This is a genomic window from Ruegeria sp. YTSC003 (assembly GCF_059609785.1).
In genome coordinates this window covers 32,368-58,001 of record NZ_JBXWMK010000011.1, presented here as the reverse complement: position 1 = coordinate 58,001, position 25,634 = coordinate 32,368, and the positions used below count along the sequence as shown (strand labels likewise).

Below are 25,634 nucleotides of genomic sequence, written 5' to 3'. Positions count from 1 at the left end.
AAACAGCCGAAGGCAACGGCGGACTGCCGTTGTAGACAAGTATTCGTAGCGCCTTTTATGCCGAAAATAGGCAGTTATTTTAGTTGATTAACGACCGGACACGAGAAGATCAGAGGCTGGTGAGCCGATGCTTTTCGAGTATCCCGCAAAGCATAGCCTGTGCTTGCAGCCTGTGTTCTCGATGACGTTCACGGGCGACATCCGGTCGACTTTCACTAATCGCTTGGAAAACAACCCGGTGATCTTCATTGGATTTGACAGGCAGGGGCCTGATGAACAATGTCGTTGCGCGCGCGCGACGTACCTGGTCGCTCATCATGGCGACAATCGCTTCGACACGTTTGTTGCCGCCCAACCGAACGAGCTCCTGGTGAAACAACTCGTCGGCCTCGGCCCAGGCTTCTAGGTCTTCGGCTTCGATGGCTTGGTCCATCTTTGCAATTGAGCCAGCAAGTACCGCCAGTTCATCTTCTGAATAACCCGCTTCGGCTGCGCGCTGTGCTGCGAGACTCTCAAGTTCCGTTAGTATGTCGTAAATTTCACGCATATCGTCTGATGAAACAGGCAGTATCCGCACGCCCTTTCGTGGCCGCATTTCTAGCAACCCCTTACTTTCCAACATCAGTGCAGCTTCCCGTATCGGGGTGCGGGACATGCCAAGGGTCTCGGCGAGTTCCGATTCCAGATGGTCAGTTCCGGCTGCAAGTTCGCCGGACAGGATCATCTTTCGCAAATCCCTAACAGCGCGTTGCGTATTGGAAAGAGTTTTTGCGTCCTGATCTTTCACGGCGTCTCCAGGTTGATCTTTCGTCCCTCCGCAGCCGAGAGATAGATGTTCTCTTCGATGCGGATCACGTCCAAATAGTCTCGAGCCGTGTTTTCCAACGGCGTGCCTCTTAGAAGGCCTGAAACGACGTGACTTTGCAAGGCGTGGACGCAGTCTCCTCCAAACCCATCATGATCGCTTGGAGGTAGAATCTGCTGTCGCTCCTGTTTTCCAAAAGCGCGGAGGTCAACTGAACCGTCGCCGTTAAGAACCAGTGATCCTTCCGTTCCTTCGATGAGGGCTTCTCCCATGGTCTGACGCAGATTTTCGGCACTGTGGTCAAGGCACCTGTTGCCATCGAACAGAGCTTTCAAACCGTTGGGGTGGTCAAACAGGATGTAACCTGCGTCCTCGCCCGCGATAACGGGGTTAACTTGGCGCAAGTCCGCATAAACTGCGCTGGGCGCATCGAATAGAAACCGGAACGTGTCTACCCAGTGAACCGCTGTTTCATGAACCAGGAAACGCGGCATGTCCTGAAAGTACGGCTGCCGGTCTAGGTAGGCTCGTGGTCCCTGTCCGTCGCCGGGTCGAAGCCGGAAAGTCGCTTGTAGAGGTGTTCCAATTCGACCCTCGGTCATCGCCACCTTGATCGCACGATACCAGGGCTGAAAGCGAAAATTTTCATGCACGACAATGGTTGCGCCTACTGTTTCAGCCTCGGAGACGATTTTCTTAGCTTCATCCAATGACATGCAGAAAGGTTTTTGGCAGATCAGCCACTTGATACCAAACCGCAGTGCCGTTCGGATGGCGTCGGCCTGTGCCACAGGTGGAAGGATGATGTCCACGAGATCTGGTTTTTCCGCCCCCAGCATTTTTGACAGATCATCGTAAGCGGCCAGTCCCGTTTCCTTCGCCTTGTTGATATCACGGTTGCAGGATGCAAACGGAACCGCTCCGGGCATTCGGGACCAGCTTTCGTAGTGGAACCTGCTGAAATACCCCGCACCCACACACGCGACCCTGATGGCTTGTTGAGTATTCATGCCCGCATTGCTTCCAATACCGATGCCGCGGCACCCTGCGTCCCGGCCGTTCCACCTAGGTCACGGGTCAGGTTCTGTCCGTTCGCCGTCACCTTTTCCACGGCTTCACGCAATCGTTCGCCGTCGCTGGACAGGTCTGGATGATCATGGGTGAACCCCAACCATTCAAGCATCATTGCTGCGGACAGGATCATCGCAAACGGGTTGGCAATACCCTGTCCCGCAATGTCCGGAGCGGAACCATGGCAGGGTTGGAATACAGCGTGGTTCAACCCGATATCCGCTGATGGCGCCAGTCCTAGACCACCCATGAGACCCGCACCAAGGTCAGAGAGGATGTCTCCGAACATGTTCTCAGTGACCAAAACGTCAAATTCCCAAGGCTTTTGAACCATCCACAGAGCGGTAGCATCAACATAAGCATGGTCTGCCTGTAATTCGGGATGGTGGGCGGCTTCTGCATCAAACATCGATCTGAAGAACGCAAAGGCGCGGAATACATTGGCTTTGTCGACACATGTAACTCGACCCCGACCGCGCCCGGTTCTTTTGCGGTTCTGGGCGAGCTCAAACGCGAACCGGAACAGTTTTTCGGACACCTCACGCGTGATCAGCAGAGTTTCACGTGCTTCGTCATCGGTAACTTCGCCAGCGCCTTGGGTGAAGAACAGCCCTTCCGTGCTTTCGCGTATCAAGACAAAGTCGATCTCTTTTCCGGGGGGCAGCGCCAAGGGGGTCATTTGTCCGCTGCTTACTTTTACAGGACGCACACCAGCGAAAAGTCCCAGTTTCTTTCGCAAATCAATCTGCGGTGAAATCTCGGTTCCGTCAGGGTAGCGAACATCCGGCAAACCCATTGCAGACAGCAGAATTGCGTCAGCATTGCGTGCAGTTTCGAGTGATCCAGCCGGAAACGATTCTCCTGTTTTGGCGTAGTGGCCTGCGCCTGCCGGCGCGTCTGTAAACGCCAGCTCGTAGCTGGGACTGTTGCCCGAGAGCTGGCGCAGGATTTCAAGCGTAGGGGCCATAATTTCCGGGCCGATCCCGTCCCCGTGGAACACCGCAACATCGTACATTTTTTTCATCTTGGCCCGCTTCCTTCCCGTTTCGCATTCATAGCGCGATAGCAGCTTCCACTACAGTACGTTGACAATGCATTCTTTAATGTATACGCAAATAAATGCAATAATAAACGCAAAGATGTTTGGGAGGACTTGGAAATGAAACTAAAGCTAGGGCGGTTGGCGGCCGCAGCCGTGATGGCGACCGGGATTACAGGGGCAGCTGCTGCGCAGGATTATCCCTATCGTGATATCACCACAGCTGTAGTCTGGGGGGCCGGAGGAGGTACGGATACGATCAACCGGATGATCATGGCCGAGATGGAAAAACACCTTCCGGTCTCGATCAATGTGATCAATCAAACAGGTGGTGTCGCAGGCTCCAATGGTATGGTTTACGTCATGAACCAACCAGACGATGGCTATACATTGGTTGGTTTGTCAGAGTCGAACGTCACCGCTGCTGTGCAGGGTGGTTGGGATAAGAAATTTGATTTTTGGTATCCGTTCATTGTTGGCGGATCACCTGATCTGATCTCGGTCCCGGCGGACAGCCCTTACAATACGCTGGAAGAACTGGTCGACGCTGCGAAAGCCGCTCCTGGCACTATTCCCGCGGCGGCTTCCGGCGCAGGTTCAATCCACCACTTGAACCTTCTGGCCATCGAAAAAGGGTCAGGGACTGAGTTCAAGTTTGTTCCATACAAAGGCTCAGCGCCAGGTCAGGAAGCAGCGATAGCGGGTGAAGTTGCGTTGGTTGTGACGTCACTGGCTGAACAGGCTCCGTTGATTGAAGGCGGTCAACTTAAACCGCTCGCGATGTTGACGCCCGAAGATGCGCAGATTGCAGGGGCAACAGTGCCTTCTGCCTTTGGCATCTATGACGGTCTCGATCAGTATTTGCCGCTCAAACAGGCCATCGGGTTTGCAGTTCACAGTTCAGCCGGGGACGATGTAAAGGCCGCGCTTGGTGATGCCTTCGAGCAAGCTATTGCTTCCGACACCGTCGCCGAATGGGCCTCTGCAAACAACTATGATGTCGGTGGTCAACACGGTGAAGAAGCTCAAGAACTGTTTGCGAACCTCGAGGCTACTTTTGCCTACACCTTGCAGGACCTTGGCGCTGCCACAGTGGATCCGGCCTCGCTGGGTATCGAGCAGCCCTAATCCGATCAATTTTGAAGGGGCGCGCTTGATCGCGCCCTTTCCCTCAGGAGGCAGGCAATGGACAAACCTGACGAAACACTGGTCATGCGGTCGCGCGACTTTTGGGCAGCAATTGTTCTTATAACAGTGTCCGTCTTTTTTCTTTGGAAGACATCGGACATTCCACTTTGGGGCGAAAACCGCGCAGGTGTAAGTGGATCGGATTGGTACAACTCGGCTGCAATTGTACCGCTGTTCATCTTCGGTGGATTGCTTAGCTTGTCCTTCGTTTTGCTGGCTATTTCAATCCGCTCAGGTGGGGCCCAAAACGCGCTCAGTGCTTTGGGCATCGGATGGGATAAGTCGGAAGCCTATCGAGCTTCTACAATAGGCCTGATCCTTCTTGCATATGTCGTCGGACTGGTTCCCAGAGTGGACTTCATTCTGTGTTCTGGGTTGCTGATTACAGCTCTGACTTACGGCTACTACGGGGGTCATGCGCGGCGTGCTTTGGTGGCCTGTAGCGCGGTTGTCTCTGCCGGGCTATTTGCGTTTGCTGTATTTCCCGCGCAGGCGGACTGGAACGCACACAGTGATGATTGGTTTACACTGGCCTTATGGGTCTCGCTCACACTTGTGGTGTTGAGCAAGGCGGTTTCCGAACGCGTTTTGCGATTCGTTCCGTTGGTGGCAGTACTTGCCCCGTTCATTCTGGTTTGCGCGATGGCCTTTGTTTTCCGACAGAACGTGCCCGCGCGCGGCGGGCTGATCTTCGAGCAAATCGAATACCACTACTACGTGACGCTTCGTCCGCTATGGAAAGATTGACCGGATGGACTTTATCCTTTCGCAACTGGCTGGATTTGGGACCGCATTCGTGGGCCTGGCAGTAGACCCGCTGACCTATCTGTATTTGATCGCATCCGTGTTCCTGGGCATCACATTCGGCGCATTGCCCGGCCTGACCGCAACGCTGGCAGTGACGATCCTGACGGGTTTCTTCGGCAACAAGATCCCATTGGACTATTCGCTTATCGCTTTGCTCGGGGCCTATGTCGGCGCGATTTACGGTGGCTCTTATCCGTCAATCCTGCTGAACATTCCGGGCACGGCGGCCAGCGCGGCGACAGCCATGGATGGATACCCTCTGGCCAAAGCGGGTCGAGGGGGCGAAGCACTAGGGCTGACCACAACGGCCAGTTTCATTGGCACAGTTATCGGGACCATCACGCTTTTGATTTTCGTGTGGGCGCTGCTTTTGGTTTCAAAGAACATCGCAAGCCCGGAGAAAGCGTTGCTGGCCCTTTTCGGCATTCTGCTTTCTGGCACTTTGATGAGCGAAGACCTGGTGATTAAGGGATGGATCGCTGGTTTGATCGGGCTCGCGATGTCCATGGTGGGACTCGACCCTTTGTTGTCTGAGCCGCGCTATACCTTCGGCTGGTCTTACTTGATGAGCGGGTTTCAGGTCGTGCCAGTTTTGATGGGGGCCTTCGCCATTCCCCAAATCATCGACGGTTTAAGGCACGTTGAGGCCGGGAAAGCTCTGGCCCTGAAAGGTCGCATCCTTCCGAACCTACGCTCCATCCGACGTTACTTGCCGACCATTGGCCGTTCAGGAGTGATCGGGACCGGGGTAGGAGCGCTTCCCGGCGTGGGCGAAGATGTCGCCGGTTGGGTCAGTTACGGTGTCGGCAAGACCGTATCTGCCGAGGGCGACAAGTTTGGAAAAGGCTCTTTGGAAGGTCTGCTGTGCTCTGAAACGGCAAACAACGCCTGCATTGGGGGCGCGCTAATCCCGCTTTTGGTTTTGGGCATTCCCGGTTCACCACCCGCCGCGGCTTTGATGGGGGCTTTCAAGATTAACAACGTGATCCCAGGTCCGACGATAGACCCCGAGATCATTCTGCGCGTGGTTGCAATTTTAGTGCTGGCCTCCCTGACAATGTTCTTGATGGGCCTGTTCACTGCTCGGGTCTTTATCAAAATACTCGCCATCCCGCAGACCATCTTCTTGCCCGTCGTTATGGTTCTGACAACAATTGGGTCTTTCAGCGTTGGTGGTGGTATCAATGATCTTTACCTGATGCTTGGCGTCGGCGCCGTTGCCTATTTCATGAACCTGATGAAATACCCAATCGCGCCGTTGGTGATCGGGGTTATTCTAGGCAGCCTGTTTGACGAAACCTTCCGCCGGTCGCTGTTCTTGTCGGACGGGGATCTTTCGGTCTTCTTTTCGCGGCCCGGTGCGGCCATTCTGCTGGTGCTCAACATTGGTCTGATCCTCAGCCAACTGCCTGTCGCGAAGCGCGCTTTCTCACGTCTGAAAGGACTTTCCGTCTGATGTTTGTGGTTACTGTCACCTTCACTCTCAAGCCCGGTACGAGAGACACCTTTTTGCCGCTGATGGTCGAAAACGCTTCGACCTCTTTGTGTGAAGAGCCCGGATGCCAGCAGTTTGACGTTTGCCTCGGCGACGATCCCGAGACGGTTTTTCTCTATGAGGTTTATGATGACAGCGCGGCCTTCTCTGTACACCTAGAAAGTGCGCATTTTCGGTCCTTCGATACGGCTGTGGCTGATATGATCGCCACCAAGGTGGTTCACCAGTATTCCGAGGTCATCCGATGAACGATTGGGAAATCCATGCCGTGAAATACGCGGATCGCAACGCCCGGACGCGAGCTGATAGTTTCATCATCGATGATAATCACGACGCGTCTCACGCGATGGACTATTTCGTTTGGGTATTGAAGCGCGGCAACGAAGTCATTCTGGTCGATACCGGCTACGACTCCGATGAGGCCGCCGCCCGTGGTCGTCCCATTGCGATGGACCCACGCGAGGCTCTGCGCCCCTTGGACATCACGCCGGAAGCGGTGACAGACATCATCGTGACCCATCTTCATTATGACCACGCGGGGGGGCTGCATATGTTCCCGAGCGCGAAGTTGCATATGCAATCGGCGGAGATGGCCTTCGCCACAGGCCCCTGCATGTGCCACGACGATCTGCGCGCACCTTTCACGGCGGGCCATATTTGCGAGGTCGTAAAGCGTCTCTATTCAGGGAAGGTCGTGTTCTACGATGGAGAAGCCGAGATTATAGATGGGATCACGGTGCACTGCATTGGTGGGCATTCGCGAGGGTTGCAATGCGTTCGCGTAAGGACGGAAGCCGGGTGGATGGTGCTCGCCTCTGATGCCTCGCATTACTATGAGAATTTCATGGCGCGCAAAGCCTTTCCCATTGTCGTCGACCTGCAGGACATGATGGATGGATTTAAGACGCTCGAGAGGTTGGCCTCGCATCCTCGACTTATCGTGCCCGGCCATGATCCACTTGTGCGTGAGGTTTTTCCCGTCGGAGCGGCACCACATATCCATAGGCTGGATTTCGGGCCAACCAGGGACATCGAACTATGAAAATTGGTGTCATAGCGGATGATTTTACTGGTGCGAGTGATATTGCGAACACCTTGGCGAAGGGCATGGAGCCAGAAGGTGGGATACGAACCGCGCAGTTTCCGGGTGTTCCTAATATCCCGGTCGACGAAGAGATCGAAGCGGGTGTGATCTCACTCAAAAGCCGCACTGCACCGGTTGAAGAAGCCATTGCAGACAGTCTGAGTGCTTTGCGGTGGCTCGCGGATCAAGGATGCCAGCAGTTCATCTTCAAGTATTGTTCGACCTTCGATTCCACGACGGAAGGAAATATCGGCCCAGTTGCGAAAGCGCTTGCCGACGAACTGGGCGCGGAAAAAGTGATTTTCTGTCCGGCCTTTCCGACAACGGGGCGTACTATCTATTACAGTCATCTCTTTGTGCTTGGTAAGCTGTTGCACGAGTCTGGGATGGAAAATCACCCTCTTACTCCGATGACGGATGCCAATATCAGGCGATGGTTGCAGTATCAGACTGAAGAAGCGGTTGGGTTGGTGCCAATTGACACTGTGAAGCTAGGTTCAAAGGCGATTGCTGATGCTTTGCAGAAAGCCGACGAACGATTTGTGATTGGCGATGCGATTTCGGATGAAGATTTGTTGGCCTGGGGCAAGGCTCTAAAGGATGCCAAGCTCATTACAGGGGGATCCGGGATAGCGCTGGGGCTACCCAGAAATTTCCTGAGAGAGACTTCATCCAAAAGTGCTGGCAGTGCGTTCACTGGTGTCGCAGGGCCTGCCGCGATCCTTGCGGGTTCTTGTTCAGGTGCGACCCGCGGGCAGATCGATGTTCATGCGAAATCCCATCCAACCTTCGCCATTGATGTTCCGGGTGTCATGGCTGGGGATGTGACCACGCAAACGCTTCTGGATTTCTTTGAAACGCATCCGGGTCAGGCGCCACTCGCGTATTCATCGGGAAGCCCGGATGATGTGGGCGCGATCCAAAACAAATTTGGTCAGGAAGCTGTGGCGAAAAAACTGGATAGTCTCTTTGCAGATACAGCACGAAAACTTGCCGAAACGGGGTACAAGCGCCTTGTGGTGGCAGGAGGAGAGACGTCGGGAGCTGTCGCCAAGGCTGTCTCTGAGGCACTGGGGTCACCGGCCATGTCAATTGGGCCAGAAATTGACCCTGGCGTGCCAGTCCTGAGCGTTGGAAAAACTGAACCCATTGCGATGGCACTAAAGTCTGGGAACTTTGGCGCTCCAGACTTTTTCGCGAAAGCGCTGAGAATGATGGAGGCAGGCCGATGAGTTCGGATGAATGGGCTATGCGGCAGCAGATGTCGGAGTTGTGTGCATCTCTGTTTGCGCGTGGATTTTCTGTCGGTACTGCGGGCAATGTCTCTGCCCGTCTGAACGAAGGCATCCTTATGACACCCACCAATTCGACATTGGGGAATATCGACCCCGAGCGCATTGCCAAAATTGATTTGGATGGCAACCACGTCTCCGGAGACAAGCCGACCAAGGAAGTCTTTCTGCATCACGCCTTCTATGAAACGAGATCGGAAGCGGCTGCCGTAGTTCATCTGCACTCGACCTGGGCGACCGCACTGTCGTGCCTGGAAGACACTGATCCAGATGACTGTATTCCACCGCTGACGCCGTATATGGTCATGCGTGTTGGTACGGTCAAACTGGTTCCATACGTCAAGCCGGGTGACCCGAAATCCGGTGAATTGATCCGCGAACTGGGCGGCAAATATAGTGCTGTTCTATTAGCCAATCACGGTCCCGTCGTATCAGGAAAGGATCTCTTCTCAGCTGTCTGTGCAGCTGAAGAGCTGGAAGAAACGGCTAAGCTGCTAGTGGCTTTGCGCGGCCTGCCAACCCGCCTATTGGATGCTGGACAAGTAGCAGAACTCAATGAGACTTTCAGAAGGATGTAATCAGACACCGAAAGGGGGAGTGTGCCTACTTTTGGGCAAATCGTGCTAAATTATTCGCGAATACCGCGCAAAGTTTTGGGCAAGCACATTTGAATTTAATGCACGAAATCAATAGCAGGAGCGCATCGTTATGAGCGCGCCTACAATCTTGTAGGATTGCGTATGACACTTCGCACACCCCATAGGTTTGCTTAGTTTGCCTATAGTTTTTCGCTGCGCGATTACCTGCCGTACCGATAAACTTAATCAGTTTATGACGTAGTCGTTACGGTTATGGACTCTTGCGGCGCTCGACTCGCTAGGGGCACTCACTGAGGAACATTGGGTTCCATGCGGCCATTTTGCTGGGGTTCTCGTGAACGTCTGCGATGCGCAGAAATCGGAATTTGCAAAGTTTGGCGGGCATGCGTCGAGATACTTCAGCCTGTCCGTTTTGGCGATCACGATCAGCCCGCCATTCGGGAATAACAGCTTTCCGTGATTCTTACCGTGTACGGAATGCGCGCGCGCTTTTACATTCTGGGAAATGATCTTGTTCAAGTCTTTGTCTCTGGAATAGTGCATGTCGCATCCCGACAAGCTCACTTCTTGGAATTGGTCCGGTTGGCGTTTTTTGCGGCGGCGCTTTGCGCGCGTGCGGTGAAACTGCCTTTTGCCAATTGGCCGCCAGTCTTGGTTGAGGTTGCGGATTGAATGCGCGCGGCTGCTTTGGCGGTCATGGCTTTAGTTTTCGGCATCCTGTTTTCCTTTCGAGTTTGAGGATGCCTTGGTTGTCTCAGTTTTAGGCCGGCCATTCACCAGATAAGCTGGGGACACCATTTTGAGATTTTGCAAAGGTAGCGCTATGCACATCGATACAGCTTGAGCCCTGTTCAGTTCCGAAACTTACCAATTGCTTCCAAACGAACCAATGCCCCTTGGTCCAGGCAGCGGAATAACAGCTCCTTTTTGATGCCGTGCCAGATCTACAGTGCTGCGTATTTTGTTGAATCTGTCCTGATAAGCGATGTCGGGTTCGGAAATCTGCGGTCAAACGTTTCATGCCGCTAGAAGTGACCGGCGAATGCGCATTTCCCTTGCCCAAGATTTGCAGATTTTGATGACGTACATCTTAGCAGATGTCCTTGCCGCGACTGTTATCACGACTGAAATATAAGGTGCGCACCAGCCTATCAGTCAAAGCGTCGCATTTGAATTAAATGAACTCTATCGCGTATAATAAAAAGCCCTTTTTCCGCACTGCTTTCGAGTCGAGTTCCAGTGCTCTCAAGGTGTTGCAGGATTTAGGCGCCGCCTGTTCAAATTTCCTGAGCGCTTGCCCTTTTGCACGTCGCCTCTTGGGTCAGTTGTGCCATGATCCATCAGTTCGACGATCTCAGTACGAATTTCCAGATCTGCCATAGCGCCTTCAACCAGGGGCCTTGTCAGCTCTGCCAGGCAGGGTCGCGCACCTGCAATCACGTTGTCATGTTCTCGCAGGATCGCGCGGCACATGACACCGGGAACAAAAGGACCGTGCCCCTTTTCCGCGATCAGCTTCCAATTTCGGGTCAGGCTCTGCCCGGCGCGCTTGCCGGAAACACTTACCTGCATACCGCCTCGGTCACTTCCGAAGGGATAAAGCGCTTTTGAAAGAACGTAGAGCGCAGAATAGGCAATGGCCGGTAATTCAAAGTGCCCGTACTGCCTGAGTTTAGCCAGCAGATGTAATGCCCAGTTCATCAACGGAAGTTCCAGACCCGCACGAAACATGACGCTTTTCGCGCCTGTCATTTCCGGGAGCAATGCGATGTCGGGAACGTCGACGCTGTATCCGGCGCGCCTCATACCCGATTCCAACTCATACAACTTGCGATCTGTCCATCCGCTAGTTGTTTGCCAGGCACCATTGCGCCACACCTGATGCCGCCGTCCGACACCGCTGACAATACTCTTGATAACGGACATGCCTCGCGGTGCCCGGTTACCTGGCAGGATAGCGATGTCGATAACATCAACTTCATCCAGATCTTCGATCAAATCTTCGACGATACAGGAAGACAGACCGGGTACGCTGGATGCACCGGAAAGGGCAAAAACACCTGCGGCCGTTGCTTCGGTGTTCAAAGCACCAATACCCTTCGTGAACGTGGCGCTGTCCGACAGATCAAGATAGTGGCAGCCATGAGCGATACAGAGTTTCGGGACTTTATACGGATCATCACCATAGTGTTGGAACGGTCCTGCCGCATCAATCACAACGTCTGGCTTAACGTCGAAAACAGCCTCTGGTGCTTTGCCAATGTCCAACTTCTGGGTTTGCGCCCCGAGGTCCTGAGCCAGAGAGCGACCTTTTTCAGGGTGTCGCCCGGCCAGCCAAAGCTGATGCCCATCACGTGCCAGCAATCGGGCCGTCAGGGATCCGAAAACACCGTATCCGCCGATAACCACGACCTTCATGACGGGACACTCCCGATAATCTCAGCATCATGAAAGGTTGCGTCCTGCCAGATCAGCTGACCAAAAAGCGGATGCACCAGTTCCAGAGTGAACCGGAACTGCCCACCCCCAAGTTCTTCATGGCCCACCACAAGCCCTCCAGGACAGACCCACCGTGGCAGAGGCAGTCGTTTTTGCCCTAGTTTCAGGAAGTAACGGTCGCTAACGAAATAGAGACCATTCGCTGTGCTTTCGAGCTTTAGCGAGATGCCAATCCCAAAGCCGATATATTCTTCCAATCCGGTTGGCCCGGCAAAGCGTTTTGAGCTGCCGACCATTTGTGGAAAACCGGCCGCCCGACCATATTGCCGGATCCAAAACTGCCCGCCCGTTGCCGCATCTTCGGTGACGGTGACCACAGCGGATCGACCGACAGAGGTGCGATCAAACGGCAGCGGTGCCCCGATCACGCGCAGAGCAAAGGCCAGGGCCCGCCCGACGGGGTTCATCCGCATTTGGGTCACGCGGCCCTGATAGGCAAGGCTGGCATCCCCCCGCAGACGCTTGCTGAACCGGCGTTGAATTGCCTTGGGCAGGCGCGACCATGCCGAAGCCCCCAGCAAGTTCTTGAAGCGATCATCCAGACTGCTGATCGCATCGGATTGCGGTTGAGCCGGCTTCGCACCTGGTGGCGCTATCCTTTTGTTAATTTCGATCATTCTGTTTTTTCCGTCAAAAGAGAAATTAAAGGTCAAATTTTTAGGTGCTTTTTTTGCCTCCGGTGAAGCTGAGCAGGGAAACGACTTTGGTTCCCATTTTCATCAACATCACCAGTTTCGGACGGGGCACCGTAAGCATGTCCCTGAACCACGTATCGGCGGTTGCCAGAAACTCTTGCATGTCCTGCATGCGCCGCAACGCGGTTGGGTCAAGATTGCTTTCGGTTTCAGCCTGAGCCACGCAGGCGCGCAGGGCTTGTGCTGCCGGATCAATCTCGCGTTCCTTGCGCCCTTGGGCGATGCGGATCCCCATTTCCCAGACATCCACTTCGGCCTCATAATGCTCGCGCCGGTCACCTGGCACCGGAATGCGGCGAATGAGGCGCCAACTCACCAATTCTTTGAGCGAGTTGGACACGTTGGATCGCGCAATACCCAACGACTCGGCGATCTGCTCGGCATTAAGGGGTTTGGAGCTAAGATAAAGTAGCGCGTGAATCTGCGCCACAGAGCGATTGACGCCCCATTGATTGCCCATATCACCCCAATAAAGAATGAACTGGCTTGCAGCGTCTGATTTCGTTATGTCATAAATTTCTGTCATAACAGAAATATCAGACAAGATGGAGCAAAAATCAAGACCATTGTTGATTCATGAATGCAAATCACGTGCTGACGCGACGGCCAAATGTCCAAACACGATCAAACAGCTGATTTAAAGGGATTTCTCCCCACAGCATTCATGCAGTCGCTCAACATTAAAACCCGCGCCGGTGAACGACAGGTACAGGTACGGCGGCCATCAACAAGAAATGACATGGCAAGCAACCGGTATGGGCGTCGAAGAGCTGTATCAAGTGATCTTGAATGATTGGGCCAGGCCAACAAAAGAACAATAGGTGGATGTGTCAGTACGATCGCTTGATCAGATCGGTCAGCTAGAAGCACCAGCTGGTGACCCGCCAACAGCGCAAGATTTCACGCGTTTCTAAACAGCCTACCGAAAGTAGTCTTGGGTGCGGGCATATCGCTAGATCTGACTTTTTTGTCCTTCTGGTGCGCAAGCAAGGCTTGGCGATCAATAACAAGCACTCCTGAAAAGACCATCGATCCGAAACTCGGGATGCTGGAACTGGTTGGGCAGCTCGGCAGTGTTTTGCAGACCTGTGAAGTGATGGGATACAGCCGGGACAGTTTCGACCGGTTCAAGGAGCGCCCTATGCTCTACTTGTACTTTGTCAGGGTGGCGAGGTTTGAACGCGAGCCGACAAAAAAGGATGACATTCGGGCGTGCGACTTAGGCAAAAACATCCCTGCCGACCTCCTTTGCTATCCTGCGGTACAAGCAGCGGATATGTCGACGAACTGTTGGTGGCAGAAAGAGAAGCTGGTTGGACGCTGGCGGAATTCAGGACTTGCGCCAAAAAGAAAAAACCAGGTTGATGACGAAGCGATGCGACTGCAGGCAAGGTTGATCTCAGAAATGGGCTTTACCGAAACATAGTTCGGATCCGGAGTTGAGCAGACATTAACGGGAACGGAATTTGATAAGTGCCATAATTAACGCGGCTTCGCAGCGTTACATGGATATTCGTCTGAACTCGCGCACACTGGCGCGTTTGCACGTCTCACTACAAAACGCCCCCGCATCACAAGAGACGCCCAAGGCAAAGCTGCTTGCACTTGCGTTGGCTTACCTGGATTTCGGTAACGAGAACCCAAACCTATGGGCCGCTTTATTCGATCACCGGATGCAGCCGGGCGTACCGGTCCCGCAATGGCACCTTGAGGAACACGCGGTGCTCATCGCCGAGATCATCGCTCCGTTATCGCAATTGAACCCTCAGTTGGACGACGACACCTTGGCTTCGCGTGCACGAACTGTGTTTTCTGCTGTGCACGGCATAGTAAAGCTATCGCTGGAAGGTCGGTTCGTCGCGTTGGACCCGGAAGCGGTACAGGCTGAATTGTCCGAGTTCATGTCCCAATATCTGCAGGGGTATCAGTCAGGGTAAATGTCTTCGTATTCTCGAAAGTGATTGCATATGGAATTGACATCAATGCCACCGCATTGCGACGCTGCCAAACAAGTTAAGAATGCGGAAAATCCAAAAACACGTCGGAGGAATCATGCGTAACATGTTTAAGGCGGCGTTGGCTGCAACACTCATCGTGTCGGCTCCCATCATGGTGCAGGCCGAAACCATCATCCGAGTCACGTTACAGTTGCCTGAGACGCATTCGTTGGGGCAGAACTGGATCGCGTTCAAGGATATCGTTGAAGAGAAGTCCGGCGGTGAGCTAACGGTTCAACTGTTCCCGTCAGCGCAGCTTTACAAAGATAAGGAAGTTCCAGAAGCAGTGGGCACGGGCGCTGTCGAGGCCGGTTCGGCGTTTCTTGGCCGGTTTACCGGGGCGGTCCCGGCAGTAGACGTTGTGAACCTGCCCTTCTTTTTCCGTGACGAAGACCATCTACGGGCGGCCGTTGCCACTGGATCACCAATGCGCAACATACTGGATGCCGCTGTACTTGAGGAAACGGGGGCCAAGGTTCTGTGGTGGCAGGCGTTTGGGCGTAACGTCTATTTGTCGAACGGGTCTGCCATCCGAACACCCGCCGACCTCAAGGACCAAAAAGTCCGGACCTACGGCAAGGTGATCGGTTGGACCGTCGAGGCGCTTGGTGGCGCACCCACGCTGATGTCGGGGTCCAAACAGTTTCTGGCCTATCAGCAGGGTGCTGTCGATGTGGGCATGACAGGTGCTTCTGCCGTGAAGTCGCGAAAACTGCACGAAGTGATGGATCACATGACATTGTCATATGACAGCGCCATCGAATTTGTCGCCGTCATGAACAACGACTTTTTCGAAAGCCTTTCGCCTGAGCATCAGCAGATCATTCTGGACGCCGCCGCTGAGGTCGAACAGCAATTGCGTGACGCGATCTACGCAGAAGAAGATGCAACGATCGACGAAATGCGCGGCCTGATGACCGTGGTCGACCTGACCGATGAAGAGCGTCAGCAATGGATTGAGGCGACCTCGAGCGTTTCTCAGCGTTTCGTCGATGACGCAGGCGATACAGCCGCCGAAGTGATTTCAGCCGTGTCCGGAATGTAATCCCTTCTTCATATTGTCAAAGCAAGCGGACACCTTTGGTTCGGTTGCTTCTTCTCTTGGCGAGGTGCACCGAATGCTGCAAGCCCTGACCAGAACCGTCGATTGGCTGTCTGAACTCTTTGGTATTGTCGCCGGATGGATGTTCTTCGCCATAGGCATATTTGTGGCTTACGAGGTCTTCATGCGTTACGCGCTGACCAGCCCGACGGTCTGGGTGGATGAGGTCGCAAGGATCTTTCAGGTTTGGGCTACCTTTGGCGCGACGGCATATGTTCTAAAGCACCGCCAGCACATCGTCATTGATTTGGCGTTCCGGGATGCGAACACGCTTAGGCGCAGGGTTGTCGAGACGTTTTCGTTGCTTGTTATCGTGTTTTTCGGATGCGTCGCCGCGCGATATGGTTGGGACATCTGGCTGAAATCCACGCTCGCCGGGCACACGACGGACAGCTACCTTGCTGTACCCAAGGCCTATACTCAATCCGCGATCTGGGTTGGGTTTGGTTTGCTGTCGCTTCAGGCTTTGGTGGAAATCTACCGAGTGTGGACGAGTCAGGCGAACCTGCAAAACCATGAACTTGGGGGTCACTGACCCTTGGAAACCATTCTGATCATCGGAGCCCTGCTGGGTTTGCTGCTTTTGCGCGTGCCCGTCGCCTTTTCCATGGGCGCCCTCGGGGTTGTGCTGTTATGGCTGAAAGGGCTCCCATTGATTGCCGTGCCGCAGCGCCTGTTCGGGACGATGGACAGTTTTGAACTTTTGGCCGTGCCTTTGTTCCTGCTCATGTCAAACGTGCTGTTGAAAGGCGGCGTCGGACGGGATCTCTTTGCCGGTGTGCAGGCTTGGGTCGGGCATTGGCCCGGGGGATTGGGCGTCGCTACGATCAAAAGCTGCACGCTTTTTTCGGCGATTTCGGGATCCTCGGTGGCGACGGCAGCCACAATTGGCACCGTCGCCATCCCCGAGATGGAAAAGCGCGGCTATGACCGTCCATTCATCTTGGGACAACTCGCCGCCGGAGGAACCCTGGGCATTCTGATCCCCCCATCGATCCCGCTGATCATCTATGGCGTCATTACCGAGACTTCGATTCCAACGCTTTTCCTTGCCGGAATTGGACCTGGATTGTTCCTTGCAACGCTCTTTATCATCTACGCCATGCTTTATGCGCGCGGCAAAAAGAGCTTAAAAGTCGAGCGCATGCCTATGAAACAACGGCTGCTGGTGACATTAAGTGCGCTTCCGACTGTCGTCTTGGCTATAGCAATCATTGGATCGATCTATGCAGGAATAGCGACGCCATCAGAAAGCGCGGGCATCGGGTTCGTGATCGCGATAGTCATAACATTCGCGATGCGAAGAATGACCTTCGCAAAACTGCGAGAAGCCGTGCACGATTCACTGATAACCACTGTGATGATTTTCATCATCGTCGCAGGGGCTAAGGTTTTTTCTTACGCCATTACTTTGTATCTGATTCCGCAATCGATCAGCAGCTTTCTCACTGAAAACATCTCAAACCCGACGATTTTTATTTTCGCGGTCGGGCTCGTGTTGTTGATTATCGGCTTTTTCCTCGAAGCACTTTCCATGATGCTGATTATGGTTCCGGTGCTTTTCCCTGCGCTTGAAGTCATGGGAATTGATCCGATCTGGTTCGGCATCTTTTTCGTCGTCCTGATCGAGACAGCGCTAATCACTCCGCCGGTCGGATTAAACCTGTTTGTCCTTCAAGCTGTCGGAAAGGCGCGCCTTGAAGAGGTTATTCAAGGGGCCATCCCTTTTGCGTTCATCATGTTAGCGACGGCCGTGCTGTTGTGGTTCTGGCAGGATTTGGCGCTTTGGATTCCTTACAAGCTGTTCTGACGGAACAAGCGGCGCACTCAATTGGTTCTTACAAACTGCCATACCGGGATACAGTCAGGCCGAAACGGTGCCATCCTCCAGTGAAGGTTCCGTCTGGGGTTTCGTATATGGCCTCGGATCGGCGAAGTTACTCAAACTGAATTATGACCGCTTCAAAGTCCTGATCGCTTGTGACCCTGGTGTGGTGACCCTTTCCCACTTTGTCTTCCATGTGCCACACGTCGCCGGGGCCGATGTCACGATAGTTTCCATCACTTGCAGTGACGCGGATTGTGCCTGCAAGGCATATCAGCCTTTGCGCCACCGGGGTCGGATGGATGGGCTCGTTCCAACCGGATCGAAGCCGCAGGAACATTGTCTGTTTGACGCGCTCTGGCTCGGATACCTCGATGGCCTGCGCGGGCGGGGCGAAACTCCGTTCCTCGAGGTTGACGTCAATGTCATCCCAATGGCTTTCGCCAGCAGCATCGGCATAAAGCTTGCAATACTTCACGGTGAACGTCCTTTCGGCTTTTTGCAGCGGTAAACCTAAGAATGATCGGTCGCGTTAGTCGTTACTTGCGGGCCTAAAGCTGTGACCCGATCGGTAAAATACTCAGAAAACCAGAGACGATGTGATCCCAGACCGACCCTGTGGGCTCGGAATTGTATTCCAGTATTTCCCCGTCCGCTCCTCGTGTTCTCCATTTAAGCTGGCCTGCGCGTTCCAACGTCACCTGGTAGGTGTAGGCGGGCAGGGCCGCGTCCAATGCACCCATCGTTTGAACGGCCATCGCGGGAGAGTCGATCAGAATGCCCATTTCGGTATTGATGTTCACAGACCGCGGGTCCCAATTGAATGAGCCAACAAAGAGGTAACGGTCGTCGATGGCAAAAGCCTTGGAATGCAGGCCGGATCGGGATTGTGCCCAGTTGATACCGCGACGCTGAACCTGATAGGCGTCTGGCCGCAATTCATAAAGCTCAACACCACCGCGCAGCAACGCTCTGCGTTTCTTGGCGTAATGGGCATAGACCGGCACGACGTCGTTCGACCCTAAGGAATTGGTCACGACTTTGACGTCCACACCGCGATTTTCCAACTCGGTCATCCATCGGACGCCATTGTTGCGCGGCACGAAATAGGCCGAGATGATATTTACCTCGCTGCTGGCAATTTCAAAATACGGCAGCAATTGCGATGCAAGAATGGGGTCGGACGTTTCAACGCCCGCAGCTTTTGAAGGCGGGTCAGCATACAAACGCGCGGGGACCCAATTCAGCCGCAGCGCGCCGTCGGCAAAATTCTCTTGCGCGGATTTCCTGAGCGCAGCGCCGTACTGGGTCTGTTTTGCTTCCTCCACCAACTCATTCAGCCTTGTGCGCGCATCGTTCAGGTCAAACGATTCCGGTTGTCCAACAACCACGCGTGCGGGAACGGCAAATTCACTGTTCCAATAGGCGTCAAAGCTCTGGGAAACCTCATTCACGACGGGGCCTGCCGCCAGCACGTCCAGATCGGCATAGTTCATTTCTTCCCGGGCCAGGAAATACTCGGCCCCGATGTTGCGCCCCCCGACGATCGTGAAGGTGTTGTCTGCGGTCATGGATTTATTGTGCATCCGGCGATTGATGCGTTTGAAGTCTGTCAGGCCCGCAATCAGCAGGCTTTGATCCCGCCAAAAGGGATTGAAAAGCCGGATCTCGATATTCTCGTGATAGTCCAGCGCTGCGGTCATAGCGTCGTAGCTGGACGTGTCCATGTCATCTAAAAGCAGCCGGACACGAACGCCCCTGTCTGCCGCCTGCAAAAGGCTGGCTGCAAACAGGTGGCCCGTGGGGTCATTGTGCAAAAGGTAGTACTGCGCGTCGATGGTATGCTCGGCCGCAGCGGCCAGCAAAAGCCTTGAAACCAGCGCTTGTTCCCCATCACTGATCAGTTTTACCCCGGACCGCCCATCCTTGGGATCGCCAAGCCGGTTGGCTGCGCGCACCAGGGCGCTGTTTGCGGGGGTCGCAAAGGACGACGAAACAGACTTTTCATAGCTGCGCGTTTTGGGGGCGCATGCAGCAAGAGCCAGCGTACTGCACAGACAAACCACGACGGCCCATGGCTTCATCGACATTCTCCCCCCATTCTATCTCAGGTGACTACGCTTGTAGGGGTGATTGCAAGTTTGTTTCCGTATTCACCGGGTCGTTTCTCAAGCCTGTGTTGTTTGGGCGAAACCCCAAAAGGGCCCGCGCAGGGGTGTTCGCTGACCGCGTCGTTTTAAATTGAAGACGGAGTCTCGGATACTGAGGTTGAAGGGGTGTCGCCGGGTTTTGCAGGTCCGATCGGCCCCCAATTCTGATCATAAAGCACCTAACTGGTTCAAGGCACCTGCGCCGTCCCACAAATGGGTGACGATTTTCAGGTTCGGGGTTTGCGGCTCAGCAACCCGTATTTCATGGCCCAGGATCGGAATGAACGACGTTTGCGTCTTTCCGATTTCACTGCACGCTTGGACTGTGCGCCGCCCTGTCGGTTGAATTCGAACACATCAATCACCTTCTCGGCACAGCCGCAGGCTTCGCCCATGCCAACCTTGGCAAAGTAGAATTTCTCGAAACTATCCCGGTTTTTCATGGCGAGCCTCCTGACGTGATTGAACCCGTTTTGGGGGAAAACTCCAAATCACATTCCGGATGGTTGTTGAAAACGCCACGATGACCGGGTGTTTCCAAAATGCAAGCCATCAGATTTCGTGACCGCGAATTTGTTGTTTTCGTTTTTCGTAAACTAAGACTGGGTTACGGTTCGCTTAACGTCTAGCGCGTCTACAAGGATGCGCTTGCCGGCCGACAACATACGACAGGCGAACCTGCGATTGAAAAGACTTGTTGCGTACACACTGCCATTGTTCTGTGGTTTCGCCGCGTCGACCAACGCGCAAAACCTGGATCCAGACGCCTCGGAAACCGCCGCCCGGGCCGCTCTTGCGGTGCTGAGTATTGCCGCCACACCGAACGAAACACTGTCGTCCCTATCCTTTCTGAGCGCAGCCGGTGACGCGCGAAATCTGCGGTCCACACAGTTGCGCGGCGGGTTCAAACCATTGGACAACGGCCTGTATCTGGAAGGTCAGTTCGCCTATCAGAACTATAATCCGGTGGTGATATTCCCCGAAATCGGGTCTGATACCGAACTGGATGTGAAATGGTCAAGCATCGCCGCGACCCTTGGTGTCGGATGGGAATTTCCGCTCACAAATGATTGGCACATCCGGCCAGCCGCGCATCTGTCCCTTGGCCATGTCACAACGGACGCCGTGTTTTCCGACTTCCCGTTGTTTCCGACCCGCTCGAACGGAGTGGGCGAGGTGGATGGCAATCTGAACGCCTTTGGCTTCGGCGCGTCCCTGAGTCTTTTTCGCGAGGCACAGTTCGGCCGTTGGCACGCAGAATACAAACTGCGCCAAACATTTCTGGAGTTTCACCCGATAGACGAACCCGAGGTTGGGAATGCGCGCGCAAACTCGAATCAGACCACGTTGTTTTCGCGCTATCGCTATCCGCTGGACAAGGTCAAACTACTGGGCAGTCCGTCAAAGCTGGTTTTGGACGGGGGTGTTGTCCTCTATCACGGCGACAGCGCGATGGTGTTGGATACGGATTGGCTCGCGACGGTAGGTGTCGGAATTGAGGTCGATACCACAAAGATCGGGTTGCCCGCCGTCGAGGGCGCGCGCGTCATGCTGAACGGCGTTATCGCGGATTCGTTTTCGGGGTTTTCGGTCGGGTTCGGGGTTCGGTTCTGAACCTGCCACCAAAGGAGAAGGGCGCAGAAAACCTGCGCCCTTCTTACTGCTCTGGTTTTTGCCCAGATTATTTCCAGCCGGCTTCGTTAAAGATCTTTTGCGCTGTCGGCAGGTTTTCGGCGACGTCGGACAGGACGACCTCATCCGCTTTGAACTCACCCAGCGATTTCACCGAGTCCGCAAGCGCGACGCCTTCAACCGCGGGGAATTCGTCATTCCCGGCCGAGAAATATTGCTGGGCGCTGTCGCTTGCCAAATATTCGAGGAAGAGAACGGCATTCTCTTTGTTCGGCGCATTTGCAGCCACACCTGCACCGGACAGGTTCATATGCGCGCCATAGCTGTCCTGGTTCGGGAAGACCCAACCGATTGCATCGATATCGGCCGAGACGCCTTTTACATCTTTGCGGATTGCGCGAGCAAAGTAATAAGTGTTTGAAACCGCGATGTCGCATTCGCCGGATACGATACCCCGCAGCTGATCGGTATCACCGCCCTGTGGTTCGCGGGCCATGTTGGCCACGATGCCTTCGGCCCAGGCCTTTGCTGCTTCGGGGCCTTCATGGGTGATGATCGACGCCAGAAGGGTCTGGTTATAGGTGTTGCTGGACGACCGGATACAGACCTGCCCCTTGTATTCGGGCTTGGCAAGATCGGCATATGTCGCTGGAGGGTTAGCGACGTTTTCCTTGTCGTAGAAAATGATGCGACCACGTTGCGAGAAGCCGAACCATTCATTGTCGCTGTCCTGAAGGTTGTTCGGGATGCGTTCTTCAAGAACGGCGGTTTCGATCGGTTGCAGAATGCCGGCATTCTTGGCCCGTGAAAGGCGCGAGGTGTCGACTGTCAGCAGAATATCCGCGGGCGAGTTCGCGCCTTCGGCTTCCATCCGCGCGATCAGCTCATCGGCTTTGCCTTCGATGCGGTTGATGGTGATGCCAGTGGCCTTTTCGAAATCACTGTACAGGTTTTCGTCGGTGTCATAGTGGCGCGAGGAATAAAGGTTCAACTCACCCTCGGCAGCGGCAGAAGTGGCAATCAGGGCCGACAATGCGGCGGCGAAGCAGGTAGAGGATTTGAGCATCATAACTCCCAACATTGAAATGTGCGGCGTAGTAATCCGACTGAAATTGTCAATTAAACGATTCCCGAGTGGATGCAAGGAAATCTGACAAAATTAGTTGGTCAAATGGTCGCTATTGTCCGGTGGGGGCAAGATGCGGAAAGTACGATGCAGAAAAAGTTGGTGGGTAGGATTGTTAAGGGTCCAATGTGTGAATTGGATTCTACGCTGTGAGTGCACGCCGCACCAAACATGCTGCAACTGCGTAGTTCTTGGTCCCGCCATGCAAGGAAGAAGTCAGCCATTTGGACTGCGTGCCGCGATTTTAGAACCGCGAGTTCACACAGCGCGCAGCATTGCCACCATTGGCCATTTTCAAACAAAAAGCCGCTCTGCGGTGTAATCCGAGACATTGCCAAGCTAACTGAGCTCGCGAAAACGTTTTAGTCGAACCACGATACGTCCCAGTTGGGCGTCTTTGTGTTCTTCAAATCACCGGTCACGCCCGGTGTTTGGCCAGTTCACTCCAACACAATTCAAGAGCAGCCGAAGTGTTTTGGGATTTGCGCGCCGCGCAGATGTTCCATGAAAGGCTCTGTTTCATCGACACCGGTTTGATTTTCTTTGTGCTGATCAGTTCTGCGAAAGTGTCCGGCATCCCTCCTACGATATAGTCTGGCTCTGCCAATAATCCGGTCAGAAAGTTGTAGTCGTCGCATTCAATATTCGGCTGGGCATTGACCTTATTGACCGCCTCGGTGTTGCCACCAAGTGACTTTATCAGGGTCGCTCTCCAGTGTTTATGAAGATGCGGTGATGCAAAGGGAAAGTCGAAAACACCTGCCATTGTTTGTGGGCCGCGTTGGTGAATTTCATGATCGGGGTGCGCAACAAACTGAATTTGCCGTTTTTCCATCACCATGATTTCGACATTGTCGGCATCCGGTGTGTAGGTCAGATCGCCCAGAAACACATCGAACTGCCCCGCTTGCAACAAGTCGAGCGGACGCGCGTAGGCGCTCACCAGTATTCTGAATCGAAGGTCGGGCATTACCTGCCGCACAGATCGCAGGACGGGCACGATCAGAGATCTTGTGGTCAGAGGCCCGCAACCGATCAGCAAAGTACCAGGTCCGGCGTCACGCAAACTGGCAACACGCGTCGCATAGCGATCCAGGTCTTGCCGCAGAGCCTTAGCGATGGGCAAAAACTCCTGCCCCGCCCGCGTCAGCGTACTGCTGTTGCGCCTTCGATGAAACAGCACGAGCCCTGCATGGTCCTCGGCTTGCCCAATATAGCGGGAAAACGACGCGTTGGAGGCACCCATCACGCGGGCCGCGTGTTGGAAGCTGCCAGTTTCAGCCAAAGTAAGAAAGGCGGTTAAGGCGTTTTCATTCATCGAGCGGTCAATTTCATCTCAGTTATCGGTTTTTAACTTTCATAATGTGAAATCCTAGTAAAGCTCTGTTGCAGCATTAAAGTTTCGACCGTTATCCCTGATGAACCTTCCGATATTTCCATCATCGGTATCGCCTTCCACTTCCGCAGAGGTCAAAATGTTCAACCTTCGATCCATTGCGTTTTCGGCAACGGTGACCACAGCTTCGGTCTGTGCTACGCCTGTTTTGGCCGAAACCGACCAACCCAATATCCTTGTCATCATGGCCGACGATGTGGGGTGGGCCAGTCTTGGCAGCTATCATCAGGGGGTTAAAAGCATCAAAACCCCCAATCTCGATCAACTGGCAGCGGATGGCATGCGCCTGACGGATTATTATGCTCAGCCAAGCTGCACGGCGGGGCGTTCGGCCTTTATCACCGGGCAGTTGCCGGTTCGTACCGGGATGCATACCGTCGGCCTACCCGGAGACCCCGAAAAGGGTCTGAGTGATGACGATCCCACCTTGGCCAACATGCTGAAATCCTTGGGTTACACGACCGGCCAATTCGGTAAGAACCACTTGGGCGATATGAACAAGTTTCTGCCAACAGTGAAAGGCTTTGATGAATATTGGGGTTGGCTCTATCACTTGAACGCGATGGAATACACGTCTGACCCGGACTGGCCCAAAGATCAGAAATTCAACGACACTTTTGGTCCTCGGAATATCATCCACGCCTATGCGACAGATACGGTTGATGAAACGGTAGACCCGCGTTGGGGTCTGGTCGGCAAGCAACGCATCATCGACGATGGCCCCGCTCCGCCTGAACGGCAAAAGACGCTGGATGACGAAGTGACGGCCCATACACTGGGCTTCATCAACCGCGCGGTTGAAAGCAACACTCCGTTCTTTGTTTGGATGGCACCAGCGCGTGCGCATGTCTGGACACACCTGAGCCCTGAATACGAAGCCATGCTCGGCGATGGGCGTGGGCTGCAAGATGTGGTGATGAAGGAACTTGACGACAACGTAGGAAAAGTCATGGCTCGGCTGGAAGAACTGGGCGTTTCCGACAATACGATTGTTGTATTCACGTCCGACAACGGCCCCGAAACCATGACTTGGCCCGACGGGGGAACAACGCCGTTCCACGGTGAAAAGGGCACGACCTGGGAAGGCGGTTTCCGCGTGCCTGCCATTATTCGCTGGCCCGGGAAAGTTCCCGCCGGAACCGTGAGTAATGGCATCTTTGCCGGGCTCGACTGGATGCCAACCCTGGTCGCGGCTGCTGGTGGACCGGATGACTTGCCGGATGCTTTGTTAGAGGGTCACGAAGGCTATCAGGTGCATCTTGATGGTTACAATCAGTTGTCGTTCTTGACCGGCGCAGGCGACAGCAGTCGCGAAGAAATCGTCTACTACGAGGGGCCGGACCTGCAGGCCGTACGTCACGGTGACTGGAAAGCGCATTTCACAATTCAAACCGAAGGGTGGGCTGGACCCAAAGAGGAACTGAATGCTCCGCTTCTATTCAACTTGCGCCGTGATCCTTATGAAAAGGCGGCCGAGGAGTCGGGGATGTATACCCGGTGGATGGGCAACAAGATGTGGGCCTTTGGTCCTGCGGCTAAGATCGTTCAGAACCACCTGTCTACGTTCAAGGACTATCCTCCGCGGGGATCGGACGTAACCAATCAAACTCATGTGGAAGAACAAATCTCGACCGAAGGCGGGATGTCACAGTAAAACAAACAATAGTCGGGAGGCATCCAATTGTGCCTCTCGATCTTCTTAATCGAGTACTTGAAAACACCTGCGCACGTGGGTCCGCTTTGATACTTTGCTCGGGCACTCGTGTATGCCGCAGCGTCAAAAAGTCTGGGCTCGACGCCAATGTAGGAGCAATCGTGACATCGATTCGACC

Annotated in this window: 26 protein-coding genes; 14 read left to right on the top strand and 12 right to left on the bottom strand. The window is 54.2% G+C overall.

Features of this window, described 5'->3' with window-relative positions; translation table 11 throughout:
• Positions 1-109 precede the first annotated feature (109 nt).
• From AC2FFH_RS18355 to AC2FFH_RS18345, 3 genes are read right to left on the bottom strand one after another with little or no spacing between them, the layout of a single operon-like run.
• Entirely contained in the window at positions 110-787 is a 678-nt protein-coding gene (locus AC2FFH_RS18355; RefSeq protein ID WP_496845050.1) for a GntR family transcriptional regulator, read from the bottom strand.
• Positions 784-1,815 (bottom strand): Gfo/Idh/MocA family protein, encoded by a 1,032-nt coding sequence (locus AC2FFH_RS18350; RefSeq protein WP_496845049.1) that lies wholly within the window; start codon positions 1,813-1,815, stop codon positions 784-786. Before AC2FFH_RS18350 ends, AC2FFH_RS18355 begins: the two co-directional genes overlap by 4 nt.
• The gene (locus AC2FFH_RS18345) at positions 1,812-2,900 is read right to left on the bottom strand and encodes an isocitrate/isopropylmalate dehydrogenase family protein (protein WP_496845048.1); all 1,089 of its coding nucleotides are present in this window, start codon (positions 2,898-2,900) and stop codon (positions 1,812-1,814) included. The genes AC2FFH_RS18350 and AC2FFH_RS18345 overlap by 4 nt, the downstream gene beginning before the upstream one ends.
• A 135-nt stretch (positions 2,901-3,035) precedes the next feature.
• Between AC2FFH_RS18345 and AC2FFH_RS18340 the strand changes: the two genes are divergently transcribed.
• Genes AC2FFH_RS18340 through otnC form a run of 7 tightly spaced genes read left to right on the top strand, consistent with a single transcriptional unit; the run spans position 3,036 to position 9,359 of the window.
• Entirely contained in the window at positions 3,036-4,043 is a 1,008-nt protein-coding gene (locus AC2FFH_RS18340; RefSeq protein ID WP_496705752.1) for a Bug family tripartite tricarboxylate transporter substrate binding protein, read from the top strand.
• A gap of 57 nt (positions 4,044-4,100) precedes the next feature.
• Positions 4,101-4,850: a hypothetical protein gene (locus AC2FFH_RS18335; RefSeq protein WP_496845047.1), complete on the top strand. Its 750-nt coding sequence runs from the start codon at positions 4,101-4,103 to the stop codon at positions 4,848-4,850.
• Between the two features lie 4 nt (positions 4,851-4,854).
• A complete protein-coding gene (locus AC2FFH_RS18330; protein WP_282121321.1) occupies positions 4,855-6,366 on the top strand; it encodes a tripartite tricarboxylate transporter permease in 1,512 nt (503 codons plus the stop codon).
• A complete protein-coding gene (locus AC2FFH_RS18325; RefSeq protein WP_496769909.1) occupies positions 6,366-6,653 on the top strand; it encodes a putative quinol monooxygenase in 288 nt (95 codons plus the stop codon). Before AC2FFH_RS18330 ends, AC2FFH_RS18325 begins: the two co-directional genes overlap by 1 nt.
• Positions 6,650-7,447: an N-acyl homoserine lactonase family protein gene (locus AC2FFH_RS18320; RefSeq protein WP_496780708.1), complete on the top strand. Its 798-nt coding sequence runs from the start codon at positions 6,650-6,652 to the stop codon at positions 7,445-7,447. The genes AC2FFH_RS18325 and AC2FFH_RS18320 overlap by 4 nt, the downstream gene beginning before the upstream one ends.
• Entirely contained in the window at positions 7,444-8,721 is a 1,278-nt protein-coding gene (otnK, locus tag AC2FFH_RS18315; protein ID WP_496845046.1) for a 3-oxo-tetronate kinase, read from the top strand. The genes AC2FFH_RS18320 and otnK overlap by 4 nt, the downstream gene beginning before the upstream one ends.
• Positions 8,718-9,359, top strand: coding sequence for a 3-oxo-tetronate 4-phosphate decarboxylase (otnC, locus tag AC2FFH_RS18310; RefSeq protein WP_496727414.1), 642 nt, complete (start codon positions 8,718-8,720; stop codon positions 9,357-9,359). Before otnK ends, otnC begins: the two co-directional genes overlap by 4 nt.
• A 581-nt stretch (positions 9,360-9,940) precedes the next feature.
• On the opposite strand, the gene AC2FFH_RS18305 is transcribed toward otnC, so the two are convergent.
• The 4 genes from AC2FFH_RS18305 to AC2FFH_RS18290 all read right to left on the bottom strand — a co-directional run bounded on the left by AC2FFH_RS18305 (position 9,941) and on the right by AC2FFH_RS18290 (position 13,100).
• Entirely contained in the window at positions 9,941-10,096 is a 156-nt protein-coding gene (locus AC2FFH_RS18305; protein WP_496769916.1) for a hypothetical protein, read from the bottom strand.
• A gap of 529 nt (positions 10,097-10,625) precedes the next feature.
• Entirely contained in the window at positions 10,626-11,798 is a 1,173-nt protein-coding gene (locus AC2FFH_RS18300) for a saccharopine dehydrogenase family protein (protein ID WP_496769918.1), read from the bottom strand.
• Complete coding sequence (locus AC2FFH_RS18295; RefSeq protein ID WP_496769920.1) at positions 11,795-12,496, bottom strand: DUF4166 domain-containing protein; 702 nt, start codon at positions 12,494-12,496, stop codon at positions 11,795-11,797. The genes AC2FFH_RS18300 and AC2FFH_RS18295 overlap by 4 nt, the downstream gene beginning before the upstream one ends.
• Positions 12,497-12,536: 40 nt before the next feature.
• Positions 12,537-13,100: a GbsR/MarR family transcriptional regulator gene (locus AC2FFH_RS18290; RefSeq protein WP_496769922.1), complete on the bottom strand. Its 564-nt coding sequence runs from the start codon at positions 13,098-13,100 to the stop codon at positions 12,537-12,539.
• Between the two features lie 519 nt (positions 13,101-13,619).
• Here AC2FFH_RS18290 and AC2FFH_RS18285 point away from each other — a divergent pair.
• The 5 genes from AC2FFH_RS18285 (at position 13,620) to AC2FFH_RS18265 (ending at position 17,483) form a co-directional block, all read left to right on the top strand.
• Positions 13,620-14,000, top strand: a complete 381-nt coding sequence (locus AC2FFH_RS18285; protein ID WP_496769961.1) for a hypothetical protein — start codon at positions 13,620-13,622, stop codon at positions 13,998-14,000.
• A gap of 79 nt (positions 14,001-14,079) precedes the next feature.
• On the top strand, positions 14,080-14,511 hold the full coding sequence (locus AC2FFH_RS18280; RefSeq protein ID WP_496845045.1) for a TetR-like C-terminal domain-containing protein: 432 nt from the start codon (positions 14,080-14,082) through the stop codon (positions 14,509-14,511).
• 115 nt (positions 14,512-14,626) lie between these two features.
• Positions 14,627-15,616: a TRAP transporter substrate-binding protein gene (locus AC2FFH_RS18275; protein ID WP_472722299.1), complete on the top strand. Its 990-nt coding sequence runs from the start codon at positions 14,627-14,629 to the stop codon at positions 15,614-15,616.
• A gap of 73 nt (positions 15,617-15,689) precedes the next feature.
• Positions 15,690-16,208, top strand: coding sequence for a TRAP transporter small permease (locus AC2FFH_RS18270; RefSeq protein WP_496845044.1), 519 nt, complete (start codon positions 15,690-15,692; stop codon positions 16,206-16,208).
• A 3-nt stretch (positions 16,209-16,211) separates the two neighbouring features.
• Complete coding sequence (locus tag AC2FFH_RS18265; RefSeq protein ID WP_496769930.1) at positions 16,212-17,483, top strand: TRAP transporter large permease; 1,272 nt, start codon at positions 16,212-16,214, stop codon at positions 17,481-17,483.
• Between the two features lie 127 nt (positions 17,484-17,610).
• On the opposite strand, the gene AC2FFH_RS18260 is transcribed toward AC2FFH_RS18265, so the two are convergent.
• The 3 genes from AC2FFH_RS18260 to AC2FFH_RS18250 all read right to left on the bottom strand — a co-directional run bounded on the left by AC2FFH_RS18260 (position 17,611) and on the right by AC2FFH_RS18250 (position 20,091).
• Complete coding sequence (locus AC2FFH_RS18260) at positions 17,611-17,976, bottom strand: cupin domain-containing protein (RefSeq protein ID WP_496769932.1); 366 nt, start codon at positions 17,974-17,976, stop codon at positions 17,611-17,613.
• Between the two features lie 73 nt (positions 17,977-18,049).
• Positions 18,050-19,582, bottom strand: a complete 1,533-nt coding sequence (locus AC2FFH_RS18255; RefSeq protein ID WP_496780703.1) for a phospholipase D family protein — start codon at positions 19,580-19,582, stop codon at positions 18,050-18,052.
• A gap of 293 nt (positions 19,583-19,875) precedes the next feature.
• Positions 19,876-20,091, bottom strand: coding sequence for a hypothetical protein (locus AC2FFH_RS18250; protein ID WP_496737020.1), 216 nt, complete (start codon positions 20,089-20,091; stop codon positions 19,876-19,878).
• Positions 20,092-20,332: 241 nt separating this feature from the next.
• On the opposite strand from AC2FFH_RS18250, the gene AC2FFH_RS18245 reads away from it, so the two are divergent.
• Entirely contained in the window at positions 20,333-21,262 is a 930-nt protein-coding gene (locus tag AC2FFH_RS18245) for an autotransporter domain-containing protein (protein ID WP_496769936.1), read from the top strand.
• 67 nt (positions 21,263-21,329) lie between these two features.
• Here AC2FFH_RS18245 and AC2FFH_RS18240 read toward each other — a convergent pair whose 3' ends face one another.
• Positions 21,330-22,346, bottom strand: coding sequence for a Fe(3+) ABC transporter substrate-binding protein (locus tag AC2FFH_RS18240; RefSeq protein WP_496769938.1), 1,017 nt, complete (start codon positions 22,344-22,346; stop codon positions 21,330-21,332).
• A 478-nt stretch (positions 22,347-22,824) separates the two neighbouring features.
• Positions 22,825-23,724, bottom strand: coding sequence for a LysR family transcriptional regulator (locus AC2FFH_RS18235; protein WP_496769940.1), 900 nt, complete (start codon positions 23,722-23,724; stop codon positions 22,825-22,827).
• A 157-nt stretch (positions 23,725-23,881) separates the two neighbouring features.
• Here AC2FFH_RS18235 and AC2FFH_RS18230 point away from each other — a divergent pair, with 157 nt between their 5' ends.
• Entirely contained in the window at positions 23,882-25,456 is a 1,575-nt protein-coding gene (locus AC2FFH_RS18230; RefSeq protein ID WP_496769942.1) for an arylsulfatase, read from the top strand.
• The last annotated feature ends 178 nt before the right edge of the window (positions 25,457-25,634 follow it).